This window comes from Bradyrhizobium sp. S3.7.6 (assembly GCF_054061875.1).
This window is the reverse complement of the sequence record NZ_JBSSEQ010000001.1, coordinates 6,788,216-6,813,163: the sequence shown is the minus strand read 5'-3', so window position 1 is coordinate 6,813,163 and position 24,948 is coordinate 6,788,216. Positions and strand designations below refer to the sequence as shown.

Genomic DNA, 24,948 nt, shown 5'->3' with positions numbered 1-24,948 from the left:
CGCTTCAGGCCGCCGCTTTGATGGTAACAGGCGGCTCGCCGGCCCAGGCGCGGGCGATCAGCTCGCGGATGGCGTTGCGCTCGAGCGGGCGCGGGTTCCAGTAGGCGTTGGTGACGGCGAGATCGGCGGCCTTGTCGATGCCGCTTTCGGGCATGCCGATGTCGCGCAATGCCAGCTTCGCACCCAGCCGCTTCGCGAGGTCGTAGAGCCCCAGGGACGCGTCGGCCGCGCCGATCGCGCGCGATATCCGCGCCATGGCATCGGGCACCGCCGGTGCGTTGTAGGCCAGCGCATGCGGCAGCACGATGGTGTGGGTCTCTGCGTGCGGCAGATCGAAGGTGCCGCCGAGCGTGTGGCAGAGCTTGTGATGCAGCGCCATGCCGACCGTGCCGAGGCAGACGCCGCAGAGCCAGGCGCCGTAGAGTGCTTCGGTGCGAGCCTCGCGGTCATCGCTTTTGGCCGCAATGGCGGGGAGGGCGCGCGCGATCGCGCGGATGCCTTCTTCCGCCATCAGCGATGTCACGGGATTGGTGTCGCGCGCATAGAGCGCCTCCACGGCATGTGCGATCGCGTTGATGCCGGATGTTGCGGCGAGGCTCGCCGGCAGCGTCAGGGTGAGGTCGACATCGTAGATCACGGTCTCCGGCAGCACGGCTGCGTCGCGCACCGTGGTCTTCAGGCCGTTCTCGGTCTGGCCGACGATCGGCGTCATCTCCGAGCCGGCATAGGTGGTGGGAATGCAGAGCTGGTTGACGCCGGTGCGCAAGGCCAGCGCCTTGCCAAGGCCGGTGGTCGATCCGCCGCCGAGCGAGACGACGCAATCGGCCTCGCATGCCTTCATCGCCGCGAGCGCGCGCTCCGTGACCTCGACCGGCGTATGCATGGTCGCGCCGGGAAAGATGCCGGCAAAAAGCGAACCGAGTGCGGCCCCCAAGCTCTTGCCTTGCGCCTCCTGCTGCGGCGTCGTCAGCACCAGCGCGCGCTTGCCGCCGAGCCGCTCGACCTCGGCTTTGGCCGAGGCCAGCGTTCCGCTGCCGAACACGACGCGGCAGGGCAGATTTTCAAAGGTGAACGAACCGATCATGCGCCGGTCTCTTTGATGGGATAATCGACCTGGAAGCGCCCGATCCGCAAGTCGCCCAGCGCCTCGCGGACGCGCAAATGTTCCGGATGGGTGGCATAGGCGGCGAGTGCGGCCTGGTCGGCGAATTCGGAGAAGAGAACGACGTCGCAGGCGTAATCGACCTCACTGACGTCAACGCCGACCTCGATATGGGTGAGGCCCTCAATCCGGCCCCGCAGTCCCTCGAACAGGGTCTTGACCTTGGAACGGGCCGCGGAGCGCTCCGCGGGCGTCTCCCCGCGCAGCCGCCACATCACGATGTGCCTGATCGGGCCCGACATTTCCCTGTTTCCTCGCCTGCTATCTTGCTTGTGTTCTGGCCATTTTGACTTGCGGGATACGGAAATAAAGGTCAATATTTGTAAGTCTCTTTTTCTAAAAGTGGAAAAATGGATCGTCTGCTGCAGTTGGAGGTGTTCTCCAAGACGGCCGAGCTTGGCAGCCTGTCAAAGGCCGCCGAGGCCTTGCGCATGTCGAATGCGGCGGCGAGCCGCCATCTCAGCGCGCTCGAGGAGCGCCTCGCGGTCAGGCTGATCGAGCGCAACACACGCAGGCTGTGGTTGACGGAGGCGGGGCAGGAGCTGCTGGAGCGCTCCAGCCGGGTGCTGAGCGAGCTGGCGGAGGCCGAGGACATCGTCAGCGATCGCGCGCTGTCGCCGCAGGGTACGCTGCGGGTCACGAGCTCGCTGTCCTTTGCGGTGATCTATCTGGCGCCGATGTTGCCGGCCTTCCGCGCGCGCTATCCGAAGCTCAACATGCAGATCACGACCGCCAACCGCTATCCCGATTTCATCGAGGCCGGCATCGACGTGGCGATCCGGACGCGCGAGCAGGAGCCGGATTCGAACATCATCGTCCGCCGCATCGGCCAGATGCGGCGCGTGCTTGCCGCCGCGCCTTCCTATCTCGCAAGCGCCGGCGAGCCGGAGCAGCCCGCCGATCTCGCGCGCCACAACATGCTGGTCTACAATCTCGCGAACGATCCCTATTCGCTGCGCCTGCGCAAAAGCCATGGCGCGCAGACCGTCCGCATCACGCCGACGCTCGACAGCAATGACGGCCAGGTCATTCGCGGCGCGGCGCTGGCAGGGCTCGGCATCCTCATCCAGCCGCTCTACATCGTCCAGAGCGACATCGCGGCGGGCCGTCTCGTCCCGGTCCTGGTGGATTGGGAGCTGCCACTGCTCACCATGAACATCGCATACCAGAATCGCGCCGGGCTGCCCGCCAAGATCAGGGCCTTTTCCGACTTCCTCGTCACCCACATCCGCGAGCATTCGGAGCCGGGCATCTGGATGGACGCGACCAAGTGAGCGGGTAGCAGCCATGTATCTCGGCATCGATCTCGGCACCTCGGCGGTCAAGACCGTTCTCGTCGACGGTGCCCAGCGCGTGATTGCAAGCGAGAGCCGGCCGTTGACGACCGCCTCGCCGCTATCAGGCTATTTCGAGCAGGACCCCGCGCAGTGGATCGATGCAACCTTCGCCACGCTCGATGCCTTGAAGGCGACGCATGCCGGCGAGCTGGCGGCTGTCGAAGGCATCGGACTGTCAGGCCAGATGCATGGCGCCACGCTGCTCGACGCGAGCTCGAGACCGTTGCGGCCCTGCATCCTCTGGAACGACGGACGCTCCGCCGCCGAGTGTCGTGTCCTGGAACGACGCTGGCCCGCCTTGCGCGCGATCTCGGGCAACAAGGCGATGCCGGGATTCACCGCGCCGAAGCTGCTCTGGATCGCGACGCATGAGCCTGACATCTTTGCGGCGACAAAACTCGTGCTGCTGCCAAAGGCCTATCTGCGCCTGGTGCTGAGCGGCGAGGCCATCGAGGACGTCTCGGATGCATCGGGATCACTGTGGCTCGACGCCGCGCGCCGGGACTGGTCGGACGCAGCACTGGCAGCGACCGGCCTGTCGCGCGATCACATGCCGCGACTGGTCGAGGGATGCGCGCCAGCGACCACGCTGCGCGGCGAGCTGGCACGGCGCTGGGGCATGACCGGACAGCCGGTGATCGCGGGCGGTGCCGGCGACAATCCGGCAGGCGCCGTCGGCATCGGCGCGATCCGGCCGGGAACCGCGTTCGTGTCGCTGGGAACCTCGGGTGCCTTGTTGGCACCGACCAGCAGAATCGCCGCCAACCCGGACCGCGCGGTGCACACGTTCTGCCACGCCATCCCCGACATGTGGATTCAGGCCGGCGCGATCCTCTCGGCCGCCTCCTGCCTGGCCTGGATCGCGCGCCTGTTCGGCGCCACCGAGGCCGAGTTGCTGGCGCCGCTTGGATCGCGCCCGCAGGCGCCGTCGCCCGTGAGCTTCCTGCCGTATCTGGCGGGTGAGCGGACACCGCACGACGACCCCGCCGTGCGCGGCATGCTGGATGGTTTGAGCCACGGCACCGATCGCGGGTCGATCGTGCAGGCGGTGCTCGAGGGTGTTGCCTTCGCGCTTGCCGATTGCCGCGACGCGCTCGCGGACGCCGGCATTGCGATGACGGAAGCCGACGCCATTGGCGGTGGTTCACGGTCCGGGTTCTGGCTCTCGGTGCTGGCAAACGTGCTGAATGTTCCGGTCCATCGTTTTGCCGGAGGCGAGACCGGCGCGGCGTTCGGTGCGGCGAGATTGGGGCGGCTTGCTGTCACCGGTGAGGCGATCGCCGCCGTATGCACACGGCCGCGGCGCATCGAGACGTTCGAACCCGACGCAAGACTGGTCGATGCCTATGCCGAGCGGCTTCCCGCGTGGCGTGCACTGTATCGGCCGCGCCACTAGCATCGCCTCGACGTTGCATTCCCGTGTGTTCGGTATTGCTCTGTGCCGCGGCCTTTTGTTTAATGCGTGAACCGCGCTGACAAAATCATTGAGACGCGGGTAGGAAACGCATTGTGCGTCGGGAGGCACGATGAACGATCCGATCCTCGAGATGCGTGGGGTCTCAAAATCCTTCTTTGGCATCAAGGCGCTGCGTTCCGTCGATCTCACCGTCTATGCCGGCGAAATTCATGCCCTGATGGGTGAGAACGGCGCCGGAAAGTCGACGCTGATGAAGATCTTGTCCGGCGCCTACAGGCCCGATCCCGGCGGCGATATCCGGATCGAAGGAAGCCCGGTACGGATCGAAGGTCCGCTCGGCGGCCGCGCGGCGGGCATCTCCATCATCTACCAGGAGCTGTCGTTGGCTCCCAATCTCAGTGTCGCCGAGAATATCTATCTCGGCCGGGAGCTGTCGCGAGCAGGCTTGCTGGCACGCGGCGCCATGCGCGAGGGCGTCGGCCCCATCCTGAAACGGCTGGGCGCGGACTTCCTGCCGTCGACGCTGGTGGCGCACCTCTCCATGGGCCAGCGGCAACTGGTCGAGATCGCGCGTGCGCTGCACGTCAGGTCAAAAATCCTGATCATGGATGAGCCGACCACCGCGCTGTCGGCCGGCGAGAGCGCGCGGCTGTTCGCGCTGATCCGCCAGCTTCGCGCCGAGGGGCTTGCCATCATCTACATCTCGCATCGCATGGACGAGGTCTACGCGCTCGGCGACCGCGTCACTGTGCTGCGCGACGGCCGGCTGGTCGGGGCGCTCGACAAGCAGGACATCCGCGCCGACACCATCGTTCGGCTGATGGTCGGGCGCGACGTCTCCTCGTTCTACAAGAAGGATCATGATCCGGAGGCGGGGCGGGGGCATCCCGTGCTCGCGGCGATCGACATGGCCGATGGCCGGCGCGTCAAGGGGTGCTCGCTGACCGTGCATGCGGGCGAGGTGGTCGGCCTCGCCGGCCTGATCGGCGCGGGTCGCACCGAGCTTGCGCATCTCATCATTGGTGCGGCGCCCAGGACCTCCGGCCGTGTCGAGCTGGAGGGACGCCCGGTCGACATCCGCACGCCGGGTGAGGCGCTCGACATCGGCGTCGCCTATCTGACCGAGGACCGCAAGGCGCTCGGCCTGTTCCTGGACATGTCATGCCTGGACAACATCAACCTCGCGGTGCTCGGCCGGGATGCCCGGATCGGTTACATCCTCGACCGCGACAAGGGCCGTGATCGCGCCAACAGGGCGTTCGCCGCGCTCGGCATTCGCGCCGCCGATATCAACGTCACCGTCGGCGCGCTGTCCGGCGGCAACCAGCAGAAGGTGCTGCTGTCGCGCCTGCTTGCGACCACGCCAAAGGTCCTGATCCTCGATGAGCCGACGCGCGGCGTGGATGTCGGCGCCAAGTCCGAGATCTATTCGATCATCGACAATCTTGCCAAATCCGGCACCGCGATCCTCGTCATCTCGTCCGATCTGCCCGAGATCATCGGCATCTGCGACCGCGTCGTCGTCATGCGGGCGGGGCATATCGCCGGTGAAATCGAGCGTGGCGCGACGTCGCCCCTGAACCAGGAAGACATCATGGCGCTCGCCACGGGGATGGAGCAACTCGATGCATGACGGCTCTCCAAAGATGGACACCGCCGCCGCGGGCCTCGCGGCCGCGCAGGAGACGAAGCGTCAGCGCGTAAGGCTTCTGATCCGCGCCGCCGGCATGCTGCCGGTGCTGCTCATCTTGTGCGGCGGCTTCCATTTTCTGTCGGAGGGCCGCTTCTTCACCGGGCAAAATCTCGGCATCGTGTTGCAGCAGGCCGCAGTGAACACCGTGCTCGCCGCAGGCATGACCTTCGTCATCCTCACCGGCGGCATCGACCTCTCGGTCGGCTCGATCCTGGCGGCGTCCGCGATGGCCGGGTTGACGCTCTCCAAGCTGCCGGAGCTCGGGATGCTGTGGCTGCCGGCCGCGCTGCTCACCGGCCTCGGCTTCGGCGTCATCAACGGCGCGCTCATTGCACTCCTCCGCCTGCCGCCTTTCATCGTCACGCTCGGCTCTCTCACCGCCGTACGCGGCCTGGCGCGACTGCTCGGGGCCGACACCACCGTCTTCAATCCTTCCATTCCGTATGCCTTCATCGGCAACGGCTCGTTGACTCTCATTCCCGGCGTCGCGTCGATCCCGTGGCTCTCGGTGATCGCCTTGCTCGTCATCCTCGTCTCGTGGCTGGTGCTGCGCCGGACCGTCCTCGGCGTGCACATCTATGCGGTGGGCGGCAATGAAAGCGCGGCGCGGCTTGCCGGCATCAAGGTCTGGGCCGTGCTGATCTTCGTCTACGGCATCTCGGGACTCTTCGCCGGGCTCGGCGGCGCCATGCAGGCGGCGCGGCTCTATGCGGCCAACGGTCTCCAGCTCGGTCAGTCCTACGAGCTCGATGCGATCACCGCCGTGATCCTGGGCGGCACCTCGTTCGTCGGCGGCATCGGCTCGATCTGGGGCACGCTGATCGGCGCGCTGATCATCGCCGTCCTGTCGAACGGCCTGATCCTCGTCGGCGTCTCGGACATCTGGCAATATGTGATCAAGGGCCTGGTGATCATCGGCGCCGTGGCGCTGGACCGCTACCGGCTGCAGGGCTCCGCCAGAACCTGAAAGGGTTCGGCGCGCACCTGAGTGCACATGGTGTGATGCGAGGTTCCGTTGCGGCAACTGGTCTGCCGTGCCGGATAAGAATACAGACCAGGGAGGAAGCCAATGTTGAAGACGATCACGCTCGCCGGCGCCGCGATGGCGCTTGCCCTAAGCACCGCGCCATCCTTCGCCAAGGAACTCAAGTCGATCGGCGTCTCGCTGGGTTCGATGGGTAATCCGTTCTTCGTCGCGCTGTCGAAGGGCGCCGAGTTCGAGGCCAGGAAGACCAACCCCAATGTGAAGATCACGACGGTCGGCTTCGAATACGACCTCGGCAAGCAGGTCACCCAGATCGACAATTTCATTGCCGCCGGCGTCGACCTGATCCTGTTGAACCCCGGCGATCCCAAGGCGATCGGGCCGGCGATCAAGAAGGCGCAGGCGGCGGGCATCGTGGTCGTCGCGGTCGACACCGCGGCCGAAGGCGCCGACGCCACCATAACCACGAACAACGTGCAGGCCGGCGAGATCTCATGCCAGTACATCGTCGACAAGCTGGGGGGCAAGGGCGACGTCATCATCGAGAACGGGCCGCAGGTCTCGGCCGTGATCGACCGCGTCGTCGGCTGCAAGAACGTTCTCTCGAAGAATCCCGGGATCAAGGTGTTGTCCAGCGACCAGGACGGCAAAGGCTCGCGTGAAGGCGGTCTCACCATCGCGCAGGGCTATCTGACGCGCTTTTCCAAGATCGACGCCATCTTCGCCATCAACGATCCGCAGGCGATCGGCACCGATCTCGCGGCGCGCCAGCAAAGCCGCAGCGGCATCGTCATCACCGCGGTCGATGGCGCGCCCGACATCGAGGCGGCACTGAAGGATCCGGCGGCGCCGCAGGTCCAGGCTTCCGCTTCGCAGGACCCGTTCTTCATGGCGCGGCGCGCGGTGCAGGTGGGCGTCGGCATTCTCAATGGCCAGAAGCCGGCCTCGACCGTCGAACTCCTGCCCTCGAAGCTCGTGACCCGGGACAACGTCGCCGACTACAAGGGCTGGACCTCGGATCGTTCTCAGTAGGACGCCGCCTCCCGCGGGAGCGGTCGAAACGCGAGATGACGGGCGGCGTTGTGATCCACGCCGTCCGTCGTGCCACGCGCTAACAGGCGGTGTGGGGACTGGTTCGCGGGGACAAGACGAGCGATGGAAATTTGCTTGCGAAGGCCCGGGTCTTGGGTTGAACACGCGATCCGTCGATCACCTCGAGCCGGCCACAGCGGTTCAGCGTGTGCAGCTTTCTGCCGGGCCATGCCGGTCCGGGTCTGAGGGAGTGGCGGACGACCTGCTTGAACGTCGTCGGAGACAGTTCGACCACTTCCGCGAGGCCGAGTGCGGCGCCATATCCGTCGGCGCAATCCTGCACCGGCCGCCACAATTTGCCATCGATGGTGACGAAATTCCCCGCGGGTCGCGTACTTGCGCGATCGATCAGGATCGGGTTGCTGGCATGGGGCAACCAGGGGCCGAGCAGGTGCTCGGCGTGATAGATCGCAAGCGAATCCGAATAGCCGCCGGTTCCGTCTCGCCAGGCTCCGAACAGGTAGTTCAGACCGTTGTGCTGCGTGATGGTCACATCGGCCAGTTCGAGGCCCGAGAGCAGCGTAGCGTGTCGCTCCCATTTGTCCGGAAACCGAATGCATCTGTAGAGCGCGACGTCCCCCTGGAGCGAGCTCTCCGGGATCATCCACAACTCGCCATTGTCCTCGATCAGGAACGGATAGGACAGGTGCCAGGGCTCCTCCAGCACGGGTACGACCTCGCCGACCGGGCCGGCGTCGCCGAACTCGACTGCCGAAATGATGCCTTTTCCAACCCGATGATCGAGATCTTCGAAGTAGACGAATGTTCGTCCCTGCCATGTGATCGGGAAGGGATCGGCGTAGAAATGATTTCCGGGATCGGCGAGGACGTTCCAGCCAGGCCCGGAGAGATCTCCCGTCTGCCAGACACCCGCGCCATCATTGAAGCGCCATCCGACATGCCAATGCGGGGCATAGCAGCAGAGGCGGTAGATCTCCTTGGCGATCGACACGGCGAGGCCGCGCACGACATAGGCCGCCGGCGGCCGGCCGCTGCCGGCTCGGGCCTGGCGTGCCAGCTGAGGCACGATACGCGGCCGTCCCGACAGGATGGCCGCCACCATGGTCAGGGTTCGCGCCATGACCGTTTCGAGCCCACCGCTCAAACCGGCCGCGATCTCTGCGGAGGGATGGCCGCGATCGAGCACCGCACCGTCAACCTCGTTGACGATCTCGATGACGGGCAGGTCGCCGGCGAGAATCGCCGCGAGTGCCGCGTTTTCACCTGCAGTTCCGTTGAACAACGGGCGGAGATACAGCCGGGCCGCACAGTCCGGATCGCGCGCGGCGCTCGTGAAATCGACGATCACATCGGCCGTGCCGGTGCGGGCCTGCGTCTGTTCCGGATCGATCTTCAGCCCGTCGGCGCCGCTGTGCCTGCCTTTACGCAGCACCACGCGCTCGAGCTCGAACAGGGCGTCGAGCCCCGTGGGCCGTGGCTCCGCCGTTGCAGTCAACGCGATTTGAACCGGAACGTCCCGGCCGTCGATCGACAGCGTCTGGCGGTGCATCCACCGCCGCGCATGGTCACGTTCGCAGCGAAACTCGATGATCATGTCGAGCCAACCTATTCCAACGCATCGGCTCAGACGACCCGATTGAGGATTTGAACGTATTCCTCAACCATCGCATCGACCGAATAGCGCAACCTCAGGCCTTTGGCATTCTTTTGCAGTTCGTCGCTCAGTGCTTGGTCGGTCAGAAGTCTGGAGACGGCAGCCGACAGCTTCGCTTGATCTGAAGCATCGACAAAGAGGGCAGTGGGCTTTCCTTCGAAGGACAGCACCTCGCGCAGCACGGGAAGATCGGTGACGACCGAGGGAACGCCGGCGTTGGCGGCCTCGACGGCGGCGAGGCCAAAGGTCTCGGCCTGCGTCGGAAACACGAATATGTCGAGACAGGCGAGAAAATCCGCGATCTGGCGTGGCGCGATTTCGCCGAGCAGATGCAATCGGTCCGAGACGTTCAGCTCGTCCGCAAGCTGCCGCAGTCGCGCTTCGTCGGCACCCTGGCCGGCGAGTGCAAGGTGCCACGACGGTTCATCCGGCAGGAGGCGTATCGCTGCATCGAGCCGCTTGTGCGGATGCAGCCTCGCCGCGCAGCCGAGCAGGACGCGGTCCGGCGGCAGGTTGAATTTCTGTCGTGCGGCGCCCTTCGGCAGGATGAGGGCCTTGTCCTCGAAGCCGTGCGGGACATGCACCATGCGCGACCGGTAGGCCTGCGGGTAGCGCGAATACTCGCGCTCCATATCCTTTGAGTTCAGCGTGATGCGGTCGAAGAAGCCGACGCTGCCCATGACGATGTCGGCCGTGCGGATCGGCCAGCTCATCGACAGCGCGGATGAAACCTGATTGGCGACGACAGGAGCGCGGCTGACGAGGCGCGTCACGCCCGCGCCGATGACGTTGCCGAAATGCTGGAAGGTCAGGACGGCGTCGGGCCGCGTGGCCCTGATATGACCGCCAAGCGTCCACAGCATCCGCAACAGCGCAACCGGATTGCCCGGCCGGCTCGATGCGCAATAGAACGTCTCGGGCGGCTCATCGAACGAATCCGATTTGCGGAAGAAAAACAGGTTGGAGACGCGATGGCCGCGCGCGGAGAGGCCGGCGCCGAGAAGCCTGGAGATCTCCTGCGCGCCCGCGTTTTCGGCCTGGGTCTGTACGAGAAGGACGTGCAGCTTTCGTTCGCTGCCGTTCAGCCGCGCGAGTTCTGTCGCGGTCGTCTCGCCCAATTCCTTGTTCGGCTGGTAGTGGAGCACGGATCCCGACCGCTAAAGAAACGAAATCTTCACCTTCTTAACCCCGTACCTATCATGCAGGCATCGGGCAGACACCGACTAGCAACAAACGGAGTTAATGCGCGAGCCGCCGATTGCCGCGTTCTCGCGGGAATTCTGCCGATTCCCGGATGGTGCGCCGCGAGCGCGTTAACCAACGGGACCTGCACGCGCCGTCGCGGATCAACCAGGCCGATCGTACGGCTGACGCCTATTCGGCGGAGTCGCCGCCGCGAACCGCATAGCGGCCGCGTCGCCACGCCGAGAAGCGCAACAGCACGAGAACCGAAGGATCGACCCCAGTTCGCCGCCGGCACAAGATATTGAGCGCGATGGTCGTGAGCGCCAGCGACACGGTGGCCGCAATCGCCGCGCCAAGCACGCCGAGCCAGGGGATCAGGACGAGGAATCCGACCAGTCTCAATGCGACATTTGCGGCGACGACGGGGACGTAGATGCGTTCATGGCCGGTCAACTGCAGGATCGCCGCCGACGGACCGCCCGCGGCCTGGATGGCCGTTCCGATCGCGAGCACGATCAGCACCGAGTGCTGCTCGGTGAAATGAGGCCCGAACAGGTTGAGGAGATAGGGGCCGCCGATCCAGATCATGGCGAGGCCTGCGACCACGCAAAGTGCGGTCACTTCCGCCATGAGCTGCAGCGTCCGCTCGAATTCCCGGTGATTTTTGCTGAAGTAGAGCGAAGGAAGCCGGCGCGCGCCGAACGAGTACAGCGCGGCGGAAAGCATGGCGAAGATGTTGGCGAGGCGTGACGCCGCGAAGTAGATGCCGGCGGTCGCCGGATCCAGCATCCAGTAGACCAGAATGACGTCGAAATACTGGTTCGCGACTTCAAGGATGGACGCAAGCCAGAAATGCAATGCGCTCGATCGCCAGCGCGTTGCTTCGGAATTCGCTGCTGTGGCGCGCAAATCCGGCAGCGCCCGTACAATCGCAATGATCTGTGCGACGAGGCCCACCGACATCGCAATCGTCATTGCGGCGATCAGCTCGGCGGGATCGAGCTGCCGATGCCCGAACAGCATGGCGAGCAGAAACAGCACGACGAAAACCCGCCAGAAGAACTCGCGGTTGCCTTCGCCCATGATAATGCTGACCAGCGAGCGCGCGATCTGGCTGCCGAGCATCAATCCGGCACTCACGGCGGTGTAGGCCGAGACGGCGAGGATCAGCAGCCACAAATCCCCTCTGAAATGCGCAACCGCCGCAACTGCGGCGATCGCGATCAGCATCGCGACGGCGGAAATCCTGAAGCTGGAGAGCAGGAGGCCCTTGGTGAGGTCGGGCCTGTCGCCGACCTCATACTCGTTCAGGAACCGCACCAGCAATGCTTCCTGACCGATCAGGCCTACGACTGCGGCGATCTGGGCAACCGAAAGCCAGGTCGCAAAGATGCCGAATCCGTCGGGTGTCATCGTTCGCGCGGCCAGCGAGAACAACGCAAACGCGAGCGCGCCGCTGCCAACCTTCAGGAGGATGGTCCCGACGACACCGCGCGTGACGTCACGCCGCAGAAATTGAACAATGGAATCGATCATCGAAGATGCGAAGCGTTCCCCGAAGATGGGCGTTGCAAGGACGGCGAGAGCCTAGCATGCCGGAAAAATGCGAGTGTTAATGCGCGGTCTTCAGGTCCCGCCGTCTGTCGTCGACGAAGGTCGTACGCCGCTGCTTCACTGCGGAACAGCCGCGTCCGTGATGTGCCAGATTGAGCGGGCACCGGCTCGGTCGAAAAGCGGCGCGATGTCGTGCCGGTGCAAGATGCGGGGCGAAGCCGGCCGGCCTGCGGCTGTTCGAGCATTGGAATGGCCTCTCTGGAACGAATTCGGACGCTTTGTCTGACGAGACAGCAGTATTTCGAGGTCGTTCTGAGCAAGGCGCGTGCCGGGACGGATGTGTCCGGCGACCCGTTAACCTCAATCGCCGGAAATGATCGCGTTTGGCTCTGCGATACGACATCAGGCGAGGGAATTGCACATGGAACCACCGTTAACCGTGGAGCCCTAAACCATGACGACGGATAGACCCGTGACCGAGCCGAGCGCTGCAGCTGCGACTGCGGCGATCGTCGCAGACATCGCGATCGTCGGTGGCGGCCTCGCGGGATCGCTCGCCGCGTCCGTGCTTGCGCGGGCGGGGCATCGCGTCGCACTCGTCGACAAGCGCGCGGTGCATCCGGACGAATTCCGGGTCGAGAAGCTCGGTGGCCAGCAGCTCGAGATGTTCCGCAGGCTGGGCTTCCTCCATGCGCTCGAGAACGTCGCCTGCCGGTATGACCGGGTGCTCAATATCCGGGAGGGCAAGGTCGTCGATGTCGACGTCGGCCAGGCTTACGGGTTTTCCTATGCCGGCCTCGTTGCGATGGCGCGCAGCCAGCTGCCTGATCCGTCCAATCTGATCGTCGACGAAGTCACCGCAATCAGCCCCAGCAATGATGTCCAGCATATCGAGCTTGCGTCCGGACGACGCCTTGAGGCGCGGCTCGTCGTGCTCGCCACAGGCATGGCGGGAGCCCTCGGCTACAAGCTCGGCATCAAGCGGCGCGTGCTGGCCGAGCGCCATTCGGTGTCGTTCGGCTTTTCGATCGCCCGCCGCGATGGCACGCCATTCGATTTCGAGGCGCTGACCTGTTACGGCGAGCGCACCGCTGACGGCATCGACTATCTCAGCCTGTTCCCGGTGCCATCGGGCATGCGGGCCAATCTGTTCATGTTCCGTGACCCGACCGATCCGATCATGCGCGAGCTGCGCCGCCAACCGGAAGCGACCGTCCTGCGGCTGCTGCCGGGACTGCGGCCTTACCTCGGCGACTTCCACGTGACCGACAAGGTGCAGAACTGGGTGATGGATCTGACCGTGGTGGAGGGACACCTTCAGCCCGGAATCGTCCTCATCGGCGATGCGTTCCAGACCAATTGTCCCGCCGCCGGCACGGGCGTCGCCCGCCTCTTGGTGGACGTCGATCGCCTTTGCACGGAGCACGCGCCGCGCTGGCTCGCAAGCGCCGGCATGGGCACGAAGAAGATCTCGCAGTTCTACTCCGATCCCGACAAGCTCGCGGCAGACCAGCGGTCGCTGAAAATGGCGCGCTTCCGTCAGGCCCTGACGTCCCGCAACGATATCGAATGGGATGTGCGGCGGCGGTTGCACTTCCTGCGGCGCAGTCTCACGCATCGTGTCGATCAGATGCATCCGGGCTGGCTCGGACGCGTCCGCGGCGCGCTCCGCGCCTGAGCTCTGCGCCCGCTCGCTTGCGTTTTGGTTAGCGCGTGGGCGTCGGGGTGCGGGCCGGCAGGAGCCTGAAATCCGATAGCCGCTTGGCCGCCAGCTTGAGCCAGGGAGCCTGCCTCAGCGCGAACAGGCTGATGGCGCCCGCGGTGCTGCCGGCCTGCGTGACCATCCACATCGGCGAAGGCTGGCCGCCGAACAATTTCTTGTACGGCTCGTCGCCAATCGTGAAGTCGAGCATCTGATCGCCGCGCTCGATGCAATCCCTCGCCACTTGCTCGAACATCAGAGAGCCCAGGGATTGGCTCTTGTACCCGTCGATATCGAAGGCGCTCATGATGACGAGGAAGCTGCCGCGATGGCGCAGTCCGAGCACGGCGGCGATCACGCCGCCGTCCATCTTCATGGCGTAGAGTCGGACGAACGAGCCGAGACCGCGGGCCGCCACGTCAGAATAGAAGCTGTAATATTCGGGGCGCTGGAGCAGGTCGCCGTCGCCCTGGGCGTGAAAGCGCGGGCCGCGATATTGCTTCATCGCGTCCATCGCCTCGGAGATCGAGGCGCTGTCGTCGCAGCATGAGAAGCTCAATGCTCCCTTCTTCTGGAGCTGGCGATATTTCTTGGCGAGCTCCTTCTGATAGGAGCGATCCAGTGCGCTGGCACGCCATTGCTCGAACGGGGCGACGAGAACGGTCGCGTAGGCGTTCGTCTCCATCGAGACGCGGCGTGGCGCGCCGAGTAAGCTCTCGATCGGAAGCCGTCCGTCGGGCAGCTTGGTCAAGCGGAGCAGATCGAACGGGCGGGCGAGGCGCCTGATCTCTGCGCAGGCCGCTTCATCCTCCAGCAGGCTGGAAAACACCTCGGGACTGCAGACCGGCGCCAGATAGTCGGATACGCGCAGATCGGCGAATTCGATGGTCCGGATCGGGCCGCGGCGGATTCGGAGCAGGGGCAGCACCATCGCCAGCGCCCCCGTCGTACGGCGACGGACCACGACGACCAGCGGCGTCGCGCCTGCATGGGATGCGAGCCTGGCGTAGAGGCTGTCCAGCCAGAGCGGATGCTGAAACGCGGTCGCGGCAGAGCTGTCGAACAGCGCTCCGTATTCCGGAGACAGGAAGTCGAACGCCTGCTCGATGGCGATATCGAATGTATTGCTTGGCTTATTCATGCGTGACCACGGAAACCAGATAACCCGGAGAAGTCGATCGGGCCGGATCCCGCGCTTGTATAGCAGGGTCGTGACGGCCGAGGCACCAGCGGGGTGCGATTTGCATTAACGCATCGAGCAGGGCCGTATCGTTATCAATCCCCGAAGTTTCGAGATTTCGCGGTGTCGGGGCTCGGGAGATCAACCCGCAGTAGTAGATAATTAACCAAGCTTAAGGGAAAGTCACCTCATGGCCATCCTGCAGACCGAGAGAGCCTCCGAGGCACTCACGAGCGCGATCTGGAAGACGCGCAGTGCCGGCGTGGAGAAGATCGCCAGGCTCGTCATCTGCGTCTCGATCACCGTCAATGTCGTCGCGTCGATGGGGACATTCAATACGGCGATACTGCCGGCGGGACTGACTTATCTGCAACAGGCGGTCGCTCTGCTGATGTGGAGCGTCCTGATCTACGCAAGCGCGTTCGTACGCCCGCGCCTGCAGCTGGCGTTCAACCCCGATCTGATCGCGCTCCTCGCATTCTACGCGTTGGCGGTCGTCTCGGTGTTGTGGACCACCCTGAACGCCGCAGCCATCATGAAGAGCGCCGCTCTTGCAATGACGACGTTTGGCGCGTTCTGCATGATCACGCGGATCGATATCGACGATGTCGTGAAGGCGACATCCTCCGGGCTCTTCATATTGGTCGCCGCATCGGCGCTTTGCGCACTCGCCGTGCCCGATATCGGGATAGATCATAGCTGGATGCACAATGGTCAATGGCAGGGCGTCTATGAATCGAAGCAGACGCTCGGCTTTGTCGGTGCGTATCTGATGTTCTTCTCCTGCTACCGGAAGATGACGGGGCAGGGGTGGCTGGCGTTCCTCGTCGCGTTCCTGTTGGCGTCGACCTGCGTCCTCGCGTCGGAATCGCGCGGCGCCGGTGCCGTCGCCCTGGCGGCTTGTGCGCTGCTCGTGACGTCGATGTGGTCGGTCGGCTGCATGAGGCTCTATGCGATCCTGCCGTTCGTCATGTGCGTTATGGCCGGCCTCCTGATCGTCTATTTTTACGCGACGGGATACGACGCCATCCACATTGGCGATGCGACCGTCAATTTCACCGAGCGGACCTTCATCTGGCACTACGCGATAAGCCATTTCGACCATGCGCCGCTGCTCGGCTTCGGAATCAACGGTTTCTGGACGATCCCGTCGATCTACGATTATTTCGAGCAGAACCACGGTTGGGTGCTCGACAACTATCATAGCGGCTATATCGCGATTCTGATGGAAACGGGGTTCCTGGGCTACGTGCTTTTCGCAGCGAGTGTTCTTCTGTTCTCGAACAAGGTTCTCTATTTGATTTCTGCACGATCGATCCACCGGGCGCACTGTGCCCTCATTATCGGGTTTGTCGCCCTCAGCTTTCAGACCAATTTCACCGAGACGACGTTCCTTCGCTCGACCATGTTCACGTCGGTGCTCCTCGTGGCGTTCCTCCTTGCAACGTGCAGGCCGGTGCCGGAGACCGATTTCTAACCCTTACGGAATGGAAGCAGGATGACCGCCCACCGCGCTCGCTGGTCGAGAAGCTTCAATCTTGCCGCAGCGGCTTTCGTCTTCGCATCGCTCTGCTCCGACGCCCATGGCGCCGGGCAGGTCGTGCCTCGCGATGCGGCAAGGTTGGGACGCGGGATCAACATTCTCGGTTACGACGGAATCTGGGAGGGCGGTCAGAACGCGCCGTTCCGTCTGGACAATTTGACGGCGATCAGAAAGGCCGGATTCGCGCACGTCAGGATCAATTTCTTCGGCTTCAAGTTCATGGATCGCGGGAATGTGCTGGATGAGGCCGTGCTGAGAAGGCTTGATGCCGTCATCGAGGAAATCCTCGCCAGGAACCTCGTTCCCATCGTCGACGAGCACGACACGCATGTCTGTCAGCGTGATGTATCCGAATGCGGCGAGAAGCTCAGGGCATTCTGGCGGCAGATCGCGGAGCGCTATGCCGGAAGATATCCCAGGCTCGTCTTCGAGGTCTTGAACGAGCCGGGGGGACAGATGACGTCCGCCAGCTGGAATTCGCTCCTCAACGACTGTATCGGCATCATCCGCCGCACCAACCCCGAGCGGCGGGTCATTGCTGCGGTTCTCAACACGGACGAGATTCCCATCGACGATCTGGCTCTCCCCGCCGACGACAGGAACCTCATCGTCACCTTTCATTATTACGCGCCGATACGCTTCACGCATCAGGGTGCGCCATGGTCCGAGACGTTCGCGCGCATCGGGCCGCTGGATTGGGGCAGTCCGGACGACGAAGCCAAGGCGGCCGCTGATTTCGAGAAGGTCAGCCGGTGGTCGGAGCGAGAGAAGCGCCCGATTTATCTCGGCGAGTTCGGGGTCTACGAACGAGCTCCATCCGAGAGTCTCCAGAGATACCTGTCGTTCGTGGCGCGAAGCGCCGACAGACGTGGCTGGGCATGGGCCTATTGGCAGTTCGACCATGATTTCGCGGCCTTTGACAGCGCCCGTCAGGCCTGGAAGCCCGACATCCTGCGCGCCCTGATCCCGCCGGCCCGTTGAGGCCGCGGTTCACGGCCAGTATCGGCCAGATCACGATCGCCTAGCGGTGACGGCTAACCGCCGTCTCTGGCGCGGCAGAACAGATCGATCCCGCCGACCTGTCCGCCCTTGAGCGCGATCTCGATGTTCGCATGCGCGCGATCCGATGATGCGCGGTTGAGTGGCGCGCCTTCCGCGAGAGGGGCGATCGCGGTCAGCGCATAGATGCCCATCGCCTGCAGCGCATGTCCGGACGTGTCGCCGCCGGCGACCACGGCGCGAGGGAGCCGCGCGGTTTCCAGAATGGAGTCCAGTGCCTGGCCGAGCCCCGCGCCGATGCGCTCGTTCACCCCACTCGCTGTTGCGCCGCTCGCCTCGATGGCCGCGTTGAGCGCACCGATGGCGGGATCGTCGGGCCCACTTGCGGTGATCAGGAGCGCATCGCGCCCCGACGCGAGTGCGGCGAGCGCACGTTCGGCAGCGCGGCCGATCTCCCTGGTCCATTCAACCGCGTCGACGGCGCGGGTCGCATCGAGCCGTTCGATATCGAAGCCATTGTCCGCGGCATGCGCGATCTGCGCGGCGGTGACGGGCGAGCAGGAGCCTGAGACGCAGGCGATGCGCTCGACGCCGGCAAGGCGCAGATCAGGCTTGCTGTCGGCAATCAGGCCCGCCGACCGCCAATAGGCGACCAGGGCCTGCTCGACACCTTGCGAGCCGGCGACAAAGAGCCGTTCGCCGCGATATTCCCAGATCAGGCGGCCGGCTTCGATCAGGGATGGCTGATCGAGCACGTCGAGCGAGATGATCTCGGTGCCGGCGCCCCTCGCGCGCATCAGCGCCAGATCCGCGCCGCCATTGGCCATGGTGACGAAGTCGATCAGTCCGATCGATCGCGCCGTCTGTTTTGCAAGATGTCGGCCGAGATCGGACTCGTCCATCGGCGTCACCGGATGACGCGACATGGTCGGGTGCCGGTCGAGACGATGGCCGACGCCATTCACGGCCGCGAACAGATGGCCGAACATCTGATAGCGCCCCATCGCCGGCGATCCCACGAGGAGCGGATGCCAGGCGCCGCCGAGCTGCGGCACGGCGAGATCGATCGCACGCCCGATCGAGCCGATCTGCGGCGAGGAGTCGAAGGTCGAGCACACCTTGTAGTGTGCGATCGGCGCGCCGATACCTGCGAGCACCGCGAAAGCCGGCGGCAGGTTTTGCTCCATCCAGGCCGGATCCTTCGCGCGCGCCGTGCCGGCGATGCCGATGCCGCGGTACTGCCCGATAGAAACGAGACGTTCGGGCGTCGGAGGTTCGAGGAACAGGATTGTCGGCAAGCCTGCGAAGGTGAGGGCCTCCATCGCCGCGGACGAGCCGGTGTAATCGTCGCCGTAGAAGGCAACGAGTGGACCGTCGGGCAGGGTGGATGCGCCGCTCACGGCTGCGGGCTCGCCATCGCGGCGTCCCATGCTGCGCGCAAATCGGCAACGCCGGCGGCCGGTCCAGCGGGATGGGCGAGAATGCCGCCGCCTGCTGCGAAGATCAGATCTGTCGAACCGAGTGCGCGCCAGGTCGGCGCGGCCTGAGCCGGCGTCTGGCCCGAGGAGAACACGGGCATCGCGATGCATGGTTTGTGCGCGAACATCGGCGTCAGCGCCGCCTTTGCGGATGTGACCACGCTGTCATCGGTCTCGCTGAACTTGTTGCCGATGCCGTTGACGTGCATGTGGTCGGCGCCGGCCAGCCGCCAGATCTTGTGCCACGCCGTATAATCCCAGCCGAGCGCGGGATGACGGTTCAGCGCGCCCCAGCCGTTGCGATGCGCATGAACGGGAAGCTGCGTATGGCGGCCGATCTCGACCATGCCGGCGAGCCCGACCGAGTTGATGCTCGCCATCACGCAGGTGCCACCCTCGCTGAGCACCAGATCGTGCCGGCGGCGCATCTGGTCGATCTCGCCGGTCAGGTTGAAGGCGATCATGACCTTCTTGCCGGTTCGATCAGCGTGGTCGTTGACGACGCGCATCACGGCGCGCACGCGCGCGTCGAACGGACAATAGGCGCCGTCCGATTGCAGCTCGTCATCCTTGATGAAGTCGATGCCGGCCTCGCACAGCGTGGCGACGAGAGAGGCCGTCTCGGCCGGACTGAGTCCGATGCTCGGCTTGATGATGGTGCCGATCAGCGGGCGGCCGCTGACACCGGTCAGCTCGCGCGTGCCGGCGACGCCGAACTTCGGTCCGGGATAGGCGGCGGCAAACGCGAGCGGCAGGCGCAGGTCGAGCAGGCGCAGGCCGGTCAGCTGGCGCAACTCCCAGAGATTGCCGGCGATCGCCGTGACCAGATTGGGCAGTGATGCGCCGATATTGTCGAGCGGCCATGACAACGTCACGCGCGCGCGATTCCAGGGGCCATCTGGGTTGATCGGGCGGGCGACCGGGAGCGACGGCGCGGAGATTGCATCAAGCAACTCGATGCTCTCGACGCGGGCGGCCGCACGCGCCTTCAGCTCCGGCGTTTCGCCGGGCACCGCAACGAACGTGCCGCTCGACTGCTCGCCCGCCATGGTTTCCGCGGCAAGACGCGGATCTTCTGGCGTTTCGATCAGATAGTCGGCTTCGATGCGAACGGGATTTTGCGTCACGGGAGCGCAGGTCTAGAGCTTGGTCAGATCGGGGAACGGCCGCACGGGGTCGCGCCCGTCCCAGCCTTTGGCGGCTGCGCGGATGAGATCGAACATCTTGCCCTTGGGTCCCGAGACCTCAGACAGTTCGATCACCGTTCCCGGATGATACTCCGTGTCGAAATAGACGAAACGACCGCGCGCGCCGACTTCGCCGCTCATGACCGGCTTGAAACCCTCGGCTTCGAGACGGGACAGATCGGCGTCGTAGTCTTCGGTCCAATAGGCGACGTGCTGCAGACCCTTATGTCCGGCTTTCAGGAAGTCGGCATACATCGACGGCGCATCGTTGCGGATCTGGATCAGCTCCATCTGCAGCGGACCGGAATTGGCCAGCGCCACCGAATTGTGCGGCTCATAGGCCTTGCCGCGATAGTGGTAGTTCACGATTGGAACCCGCGGATTATAGAACCACGGCCCGATGCCGAGCTCGCGGCTCCAATAATCCATGGCCTTCTCGATGTCGTCAACGACGTAGCCGGCTTGCCGGATCTCACCAAAAAAACGGCTCATTGCATGATTCCCATGATCTTCAGAATTTGAGGAAGCCGATCGACAGCCACGGCACGGCCGCGACGATGGCGAGGCCGATGAAGAGCGCCGCGACATAACCCCAGATGTGCTTGAGGCCTTCGTCCGGCGATATCTTGCTGATCGCGCAGGCGCCGTAATAGCCGACGCCGAACGGCGGCGCGAACAGGCCGATGCCCATCGCGAGGATCACGACCATCGCATAGTGCACTTCGTGCACGCCGGCCTGCTTCGCAATCGGAAACAGCAATGGGCCGAACAGCACGATGGCCGGAATGCCTTCGAGCACGCTGCCGAGCACGACGAAGGCCACAATCGAGATCGCGAGGAAACCGTAGGCGCCGCCGGGGATCGCCGCCATCGCCTTCGCCAGCTGTTGCGAGAAGCCGGATTGCGTCAGTCCCCAGGCCATCGCCGTGGCGCAGCCGATGATGAAGATGATTGCGCCCGTCAGCGAGGCCGTCTCGACCAGCATGGATTTCAGCCGCCGCCAGGGAAACTGGCGGTAGACCACAAGGCCCATCAGCACGGCGTAGGCGATGCCGATGGTCGAGACCTCCGTGGCAGTGGCAACACCTTCGACGACGGCAGTGCGGATCACGAAGGGCAGCAGGATGGCGGGCAGAGCGACCATTGTGAGTTTTGCGATCTCGCGCTTCGAGGCCCGCCGCACATGGCTCAGATCCTCGTTCCGGTAGCGCCGCCACACCACCACGCAGAGCGCGGTGCCCACGACCAGGGCCGGCAGCAGCCCGCCCGTGAACAGCGCCGCGATCGAGACACCGGTCACCGAGCCGATGGTGATCAGCACGATGCTCGGCGGAATGGTTTCGGTCTGCGCGCCGGTGGCCGACAGCAGCGCGACGAGGTCGCCGGGCTTGGCGCCGCGCCGCTGCATCTCCGGCAGCAGCACCGGCGCAATCGCGGCCATGTCGGCGATCTTCGAGCCGGAGATGCCGGAAACCAGATACATGGCCCCGATCAGCACATAGGACAGTCCGCCCCTGACATGTCCGAGCAGGCTTGCCAGAAACTGGATCATGGCCCGCGCCATGCCGGTCATTTCGATCAACGCGCCGAGGAAAATGAAGAGCGGCACCGCGAGCAGGATCAGGTGCGACATGCCCTCATCGAGACGGCCGACCATCACCATCATCGGGACGCTGGTTGTCAGCGCCAGATAACCGAAGGTCGCGAGCGCAAAGGAGAAGGCGATCGGTACGCCGGCGAACACGTTGGCTGCGACCACGCCGACGAAGAAAATGATGAGATTGTAGCGTCCGAGCGGGGCGAGCAGCGGTCCGGCAAGCCAGAATGCGGCAATCAGGACGGCGGCGGTGATGAGGGCCGCGACGATCAACGCGGGGCGGTGATGCGTCGCGAGCCGGATCGCGGCGACGACGGCCATCAGGGTCATCCCGACGGGAATTGCGGCTGCGCGCCAGGCGTTACTGATCTCCAGCGCCGGGGTGACGATGACCTGTTCCTCGCTCGCATAGTCGAAGGCGGGATGCAGGATCAACGCCAGCAGGGCTAGCGGCGCCACCGCAGCGATCGTGTCGAGAAAGGCGCGCGCGCCCGGGCCGACATGGCTGACGAGCCCTGTCATGCGCATGTGCTCGCCCCGGCGCAGCGCGATCACCGCGCCCAGCATCGAGAGCCAGAGAAACAGGATCGAGGCCAGTTCGTCCGACCAGATCAGCGGGCTGTGGAAGGCGTATCGCATGATGACGCCGGCGAGCATGATGCCGATCTCGACCAGCACGACACCGGCCGCGGCGGTCTCGACCACCGCACCGAGCCAGCGGTCGACGGTGCCAAAGGCGCTCGCAAGCTTGCGCGTGCCCGCAGCGGAAGCAGGGTGCGCGGCCGCCGCCAGATAGTCCGTCATCTGATGCTCTGCGATCGTCATCGCGCTCAGGCCAGCTTGCCGACGGCGCCTTCGAGCAGCGCCCAGGCTTCGTCGCCGAAGCGGCCCTTCCATTCGCCGTAGAAGCCGGAGTCGCGCAGTTTTGCGCGGAACGAGTCCGGTGAAGGCGTGGTGAATTTCATCCCATTGCGCTGGAGATCGGCCTGCACGGTCGCATTGAACGTCTTGATGTCCTCGCGCTGCTTCAAGCCGGCATCGTTGATGGCGTTGCTGACGATGGTCCTGAGATCGGCGGGAAGGGCGTTGAAGGCGCGGGCGTTGACGATGAACCAGAAGCCGTCCCAGATGTGGTTGCTGATCGCGCAGTACTTCTGCACCTCGTAGAGCTTCGCTACCTGGATGATCGGCAGCGGATTTTCCTGCGCGTCGACAATGCGTGTCTGCAGCGACGAATAGACCTCGCTGAATTGCAGGCTGGTCGGCGAGGACGACAGCGCCTTGAACATGGAGATGCCGAGCGGAGACACGGGCACGCGGATCTTGAGGCCGTCCATGTCCTTGGCGCTCTCGATCGGCTTGGCGCCGCTGGTGATCTGGCGGAAGCCGTTGTCCCACATCTTCTCGAAGGTATGGAGGCCGACCTTGGCCATGGCGGCACGGATATGCGCGCCGAGCCCGCCGTCCATCGCTTTCCAGACCTGATCGTAATCGGCAAAGGCAAAGCCGACCGCGTTGATCGCGGCGATCGGCACCAGGGTCGCGACCACGAGCGCGGAGGGCGTGAAGAAGTTCAGCGCGCCGTTGCGCACCTGGGCGAGCATGTCGGTGTCGCCGCCGAGCTGGTTGTTCGGGAAGATGGCGATCTCGACCCGGCCATTGCTCTCCTTGGCGACGCGGTCGGCGGCTTCCTGGGCGCGGATGTTGAGGGGGTGCGTCAGCGGCAGGTTGTTGCCGTATTTCAGCGAGAACTCGGCCGCCCGGGCCGGGCGCGAGAGACCGCCGATCAGGCCCGCGGCGGGGAGGACGGACAGGGCTTGCAGGGCGCGCCGACGGGTCAGGGACATGGGCTTCTCCTCCAACAGCGATTTGATGTTATTTGATGTTTCTGCAACGATATTGATGCGAAAATTGCGACTTTGAGCTAGCATGTCAAACGATAAAGATGATGGTTTTTGAGGTATTCGACGATTGGGCCCCGGAATGAATAAACCAGTGGCTCCTTCGCTGAGCCGCATCGTTGACGTGGCGCGCCGGGCCGGCGTCTCCACGGCGACGGTCGACCGCGTGCTGAATCGTCGGCCCGGTGTGCGGGCGATTACGCAGCAGCGGGTGCTCGCCGCCGCGTCCGAGCTCGACTACATGCCGGCCGAGAACATCCTGGCGGCGATGCGGCCCAAGCCGATGCGGCTGCTGTTCCTGCTGCCGGCCGGCACCAACCGCTTCCTGTCCACGCTCGGGCAGCTGATCGCGCATTCCGACGGCCGGCTCGCGCCCTTCAACGTCCATTGTCAGGTCGACACCATCAAGGGCTTCAATCCCGACCTGCTGGCACGTCAGCTCTGGCGGGCCCGCGACAAGGCCGACGGCATCGCCTTCATGGCGCTCGAGCATCCCGTCGTGAGGGAAGCCGTCGACCGATTAGCGGAGCACGGCGTGCCGACGGTGACGCTGATCTCGGATATCCTGAACGCGCGCCGCGCGGCCTATATCGGACTGGACAATCGCTCGATCGGACGCACTGCCGGCTATCTGATCGCGCGCTTTCTGGGCGAGCGTCCGGCCAAGGTCGCGATGATCGCGGGCAGCCGCAGCTACCGCGCGCACGAAGAACGCGAAATGGGCTTTCTGCACGTCTTCGAAGAACTATTCCCGGCCATCAAGGTCGTGGGCCTGCGCGAAGGCCATGATGACGCCGACCGCAACTATCGCCAGACGCGCATGCTGCTGGGCCAGCATCCGGATCTTGCCGGAATCTACAACATCGGCGGCGCCGCCGATGGTGTCGCTCGCGCCCTGAACGAAATGAACCGGGCGCGTGACGTGGTCTTCATTGGCCATGGTCTGACCTCGGATACGCGTAGCTTTCTGCTCGATGGGACGATGGATGCCGTCATCACTCAAAATCAGCTCAACACGATGATGAGCTGTGTCGGCATCTTCGACAATTTGCGCGCCGGCCGCAGCGCCATGCACGGCATCGAGGCGCCGCGCAGCGAGATCATCTTTCGCGAAAATATTCCGGCGCTTGGGGGCTAGGATCCAGGGAGGCGGCTTGCTGGACCCATGGTCGGCCTGGTCGAGCGCATCCATGGCCTGATTGGCACGATGCAATTTTGCCGGTGTTTTGCCCGACGAGTCAAATGACCGGCGTCTGAAGACATCGGGCTCGTCGAGCACCTCAACGTGCGTTGCAGGAGAGAGGCCTCTCGTTCTGCGCGC

At 64.6% G+C, this 24,948-nt stretch carries 20 protein-coding genes; 9 read left to right on the top strand and 11 right to left on the bottom strand.

The genetic code is table 11. From position 1 onward, the window contains the following. Nucleotides 1-4: 4 nt before the first annotated feature. Both ACVJ5M_RS33360 and ACVJ5M_RS33355 read right to left on the bottom strand, forming a co-directional pair. Complete coding sequence (locus ACVJ5M_RS33360; protein WP_063984391.1) at nucleotides 5-1,084, bottom strand: maleylacetate reductase; 1,080 nt, start codon at nucleotides 1,082-1,084, stop codon at nucleotides 5-7. Next, complete coding sequence (locus ACVJ5M_RS33355; RefSeq protein WP_063984390.1) at nucleotides 1,081-1,404, bottom strand: Dabb family protein; 324 nt, start codon at nucleotides 1,402-1,404, stop codon at nucleotides 1,081-1,083. The genes ACVJ5M_RS33360 and ACVJ5M_RS33355 overlap by 4 nt, the downstream gene beginning before the upstream one ends. 108 nt (nucleotides 1,405-1,512) lie before the next feature. On the opposite strand from ACVJ5M_RS33355, the gene ACVJ5M_RS33350 reads away from it, so the two are divergent. The 5 genes from ACVJ5M_RS33350 to ACVJ5M_RS33330 all read left to right on the top strand — a co-directional run bounded on the left by ACVJ5M_RS33350 (nucleotide 1,513) and on the right by ACVJ5M_RS33330 (nucleotide 7,626). After that, nucleotides 1,513-2,436 carry a LysR family transcriptional regulator gene (locus ACVJ5M_RS33350; RefSeq protein ID WP_028147172.1) on the top strand — a complete coding sequence of 308 codons (924 nt, stop codon included), beginning with the start codon at nucleotides 1,513-1,515 and terminating at the stop codon, nucleotides 2,434-2,436. A gap of 13 nt (nucleotides 2,437-2,449) precedes the next feature. Then, the gene (gene xylB / locus ACVJ5M_RS33345) at nucleotides 2,450-3,895 is read left to right on the top strand and encodes a xylulokinase (RefSeq protein WP_063984389.1); all 1,446 of its coding nucleotides are present in this window, start codon (nucleotides 2,450-2,452) and stop codon (nucleotides 3,893-3,895) included. A 130-nt stretch (nucleotides 3,896-4,025) separates the two neighbouring features. Next, on the top strand, nucleotides 4,026-5,549 hold the full coding sequence (locus tag ACVJ5M_RS33340; protein WP_063984388.1) for a sugar ABC transporter ATP-binding protein: 1,524 nt from the start codon (nucleotides 4,026-4,028) through the stop codon (nucleotides 5,547-5,549). A gap of 13 nt (nucleotides 5,550-5,562) precedes the next feature. After that, nucleotides 5,563-6,576 carry an ABC transporter permease subunit gene (locus tag ACVJ5M_RS33335; RefSeq protein ID WP_371498212.1) on the top strand — a complete coding sequence of 338 codons (1,014 nt, stop codon included), beginning with the start codon at nucleotides 5,563-5,565 and terminating at the stop codon, nucleotides 6,574-6,576. Between the two features lie 102 nt (nucleotides 6,577-6,678). Further along, nucleotides 6,679-7,626 (top strand): ABC transporter substrate-binding protein, encoded by a 948-nt coding sequence (locus ACVJ5M_RS33330; protein ID WP_063984386.1) that lies wholly within the window; start codon nucleotides 6,679-6,681, stop codon nucleotides 7,624-7,626. Nucleotides 7,627-7,705: 79 nt separating this feature from the next. On the opposite strand, the gene ACVJ5M_RS33325 is transcribed toward ACVJ5M_RS33330, so the two are convergent. The 3 genes from ACVJ5M_RS33325 to ACVJ5M_RS33315 all read right to left on the bottom strand — a co-directional run bounded on the left by ACVJ5M_RS33325 (nucleotide 7,706) and on the right by ACVJ5M_RS33315 (nucleotide 12,022). Continuing rightward, a complete protein-coding gene (locus tag ACVJ5M_RS33325) occupies nucleotides 7,706-9,241 on the bottom strand; it encodes a glucosamine inositolphosphorylceramide transferase family protein (protein ID WP_354099328.1) in 1,536 nt (511 codons plus the stop codon). A gap of 29 nt (nucleotides 9,242-9,270) precedes the next feature. Further along, on the bottom strand, nucleotides 9,271-10,446 hold the full coding sequence (locus ACVJ5M_RS33320) for a glycosyltransferase family 4 protein (protein ID WP_063984384.1): 1,176 nt from the start codon (nucleotides 10,444-10,446) through the stop codon (nucleotides 9,271-9,273). Between the two features lie 229 nt (nucleotides 10,447-10,675). Further along, nucleotides 10,676-12,022: a lipopolysaccharide biosynthesis protein gene (locus tag ACVJ5M_RS33315; protein WP_456679571.1), complete on the bottom strand. Its 1,347-nt coding sequence runs from the start codon at nucleotides 12,020-12,022 to the stop codon at nucleotides 10,676-10,678. Between the two features lie 472 nt (nucleotides 12,023-12,494). Here ACVJ5M_RS33315 and ACVJ5M_RS33310 point away from each other — a divergent pair, with 472 nt between their 5' ends. Beyond that, nucleotides 12,495-13,718, top strand: coding sequence for an FAD-dependent oxidoreductase (locus tag ACVJ5M_RS33310; RefSeq protein WP_354099327.1), 1,224 nt, complete (start codon nucleotides 12,495-12,497; stop codon nucleotides 13,716-13,718). A gap of 28 nt (nucleotides 13,719-13,746) precedes the next feature. Here ACVJ5M_RS33310 and ACVJ5M_RS33305 read toward each other — a convergent pair whose 3' ends face one another. Further along, nucleotides 13,747-14,883, bottom strand: coding sequence for a GNAT family N-acetyltransferase (locus ACVJ5M_RS33305; RefSeq protein WP_231144496.1), 1,137 nt, complete (start codon nucleotides 14,881-14,883; stop codon nucleotides 13,747-13,749). 229 nt (nucleotides 14,884-15,112) lie between these two features. Between ACVJ5M_RS33305 and ACVJ5M_RS33300 the strand changes: the two genes are divergently transcribed. Together ACVJ5M_RS33300 and ACVJ5M_RS33295 are read left to right on the top strand one after the other, a co-directional pair. Continuing rightward, the gene (locus tag ACVJ5M_RS33300) at nucleotides 15,113-16,399 is read left to right on the top strand and encodes an O-antigen ligase family protein (RefSeq protein ID WP_063984380.1); all 1,287 of its coding nucleotides are present in this window, start codon (nucleotides 15,113-15,115) and stop codon (nucleotides 16,397-16,399) included. A 21-nt stretch (nucleotides 16,400-16,420) separates the two neighbouring features. Continuing rightward, the gene (locus ACVJ5M_RS33295; protein WP_063984379.1) at nucleotides 16,421-17,446 is read left to right on the top strand and encodes a glycoside hydrolase family 5 protein; all 1,026 of its coding nucleotides are present in this window, start codon (nucleotides 16,421-16,423) and stop codon (nucleotides 17,444-17,446) included. A 53-nt stretch (nucleotides 17,447-17,499) separates the two neighbouring features. Here ACVJ5M_RS33295 and ACVJ5M_RS33290 read toward each other — a convergent pair whose 3' ends face one another. Genes ACVJ5M_RS33290 through ACVJ5M_RS33270 form a run of 5 tightly spaced genes read right to left on the bottom strand, consistent with a single transcriptional unit; the run spans nucleotide 17,500 to nucleotide 23,573 of the window. Then, nucleotides 17,500-18,864, bottom strand: coding sequence for a four-carbon acid sugar kinase family protein (locus ACVJ5M_RS33290; protein ID WP_283018582.1), 1,365 nt, complete (start codon nucleotides 18,862-18,864; stop codon nucleotides 17,500-17,502). Next, nucleotides 18,861-20,069: a ribulose-bisphosphate carboxylase large subunit family protein gene (locus ACVJ5M_RS33285; protein ID WP_063984377.1), complete on the bottom strand. Its 1,209-nt coding sequence runs from the start codon at nucleotides 20,067-20,069 to the stop codon at nucleotides 18,861-18,863. The genes ACVJ5M_RS33290 and ACVJ5M_RS33285 overlap by 4 nt, the downstream gene beginning before the upstream one ends. 12 nt (nucleotides 20,070-20,081) lie before the next feature. After that, on the bottom strand, nucleotides 20,082-20,621 hold the full coding sequence (locus ACVJ5M_RS33280) for a VOC family protein (RefSeq protein WP_014496479.1): 540 nt from the start codon (nucleotides 20,619-20,621) through the stop codon (nucleotides 20,082-20,084). Nucleotides 20,622-20,640: 19 nt separating this feature from the next. After that, the gene (locus tag ACVJ5M_RS33275) at nucleotides 20,641-22,551 is read right to left on the bottom strand and encodes a TRAP transporter large permease (RefSeq protein ID WP_187387761.1); all 1,911 of its coding nucleotides are present in this window, start codon (nucleotides 22,549-22,551) and stop codon (nucleotides 20,641-20,643) included. Between the two features lie 5 nt (nucleotides 22,552-22,556). Beyond that, complete coding sequence (locus tag ACVJ5M_RS33270) at nucleotides 22,557-23,573, bottom strand: TRAP transporter substrate-binding protein (protein ID WP_354099326.1); 1,017 nt, start codon at nucleotides 23,571-23,573, stop codon at nucleotides 22,557-22,559. 136 nt (nucleotides 23,574-23,709) lie between these two features. On the opposite strand from ACVJ5M_RS33270, the gene ACVJ5M_RS33265 reads away from it, so the two are divergent. Further along, the gene (locus ACVJ5M_RS33265) at nucleotides 23,710-24,765 is read left to right on the top strand and encodes a LacI family DNA-binding transcriptional regulator (protein ID WP_071915404.1); all 1,056 of its coding nucleotides are present in this window, start codon (nucleotides 23,710-23,712) and stop codon (nucleotides 24,763-24,765) included. The last annotated feature ends 183 nt before the right edge of the window (nucleotides 24,766-24,948 follow it).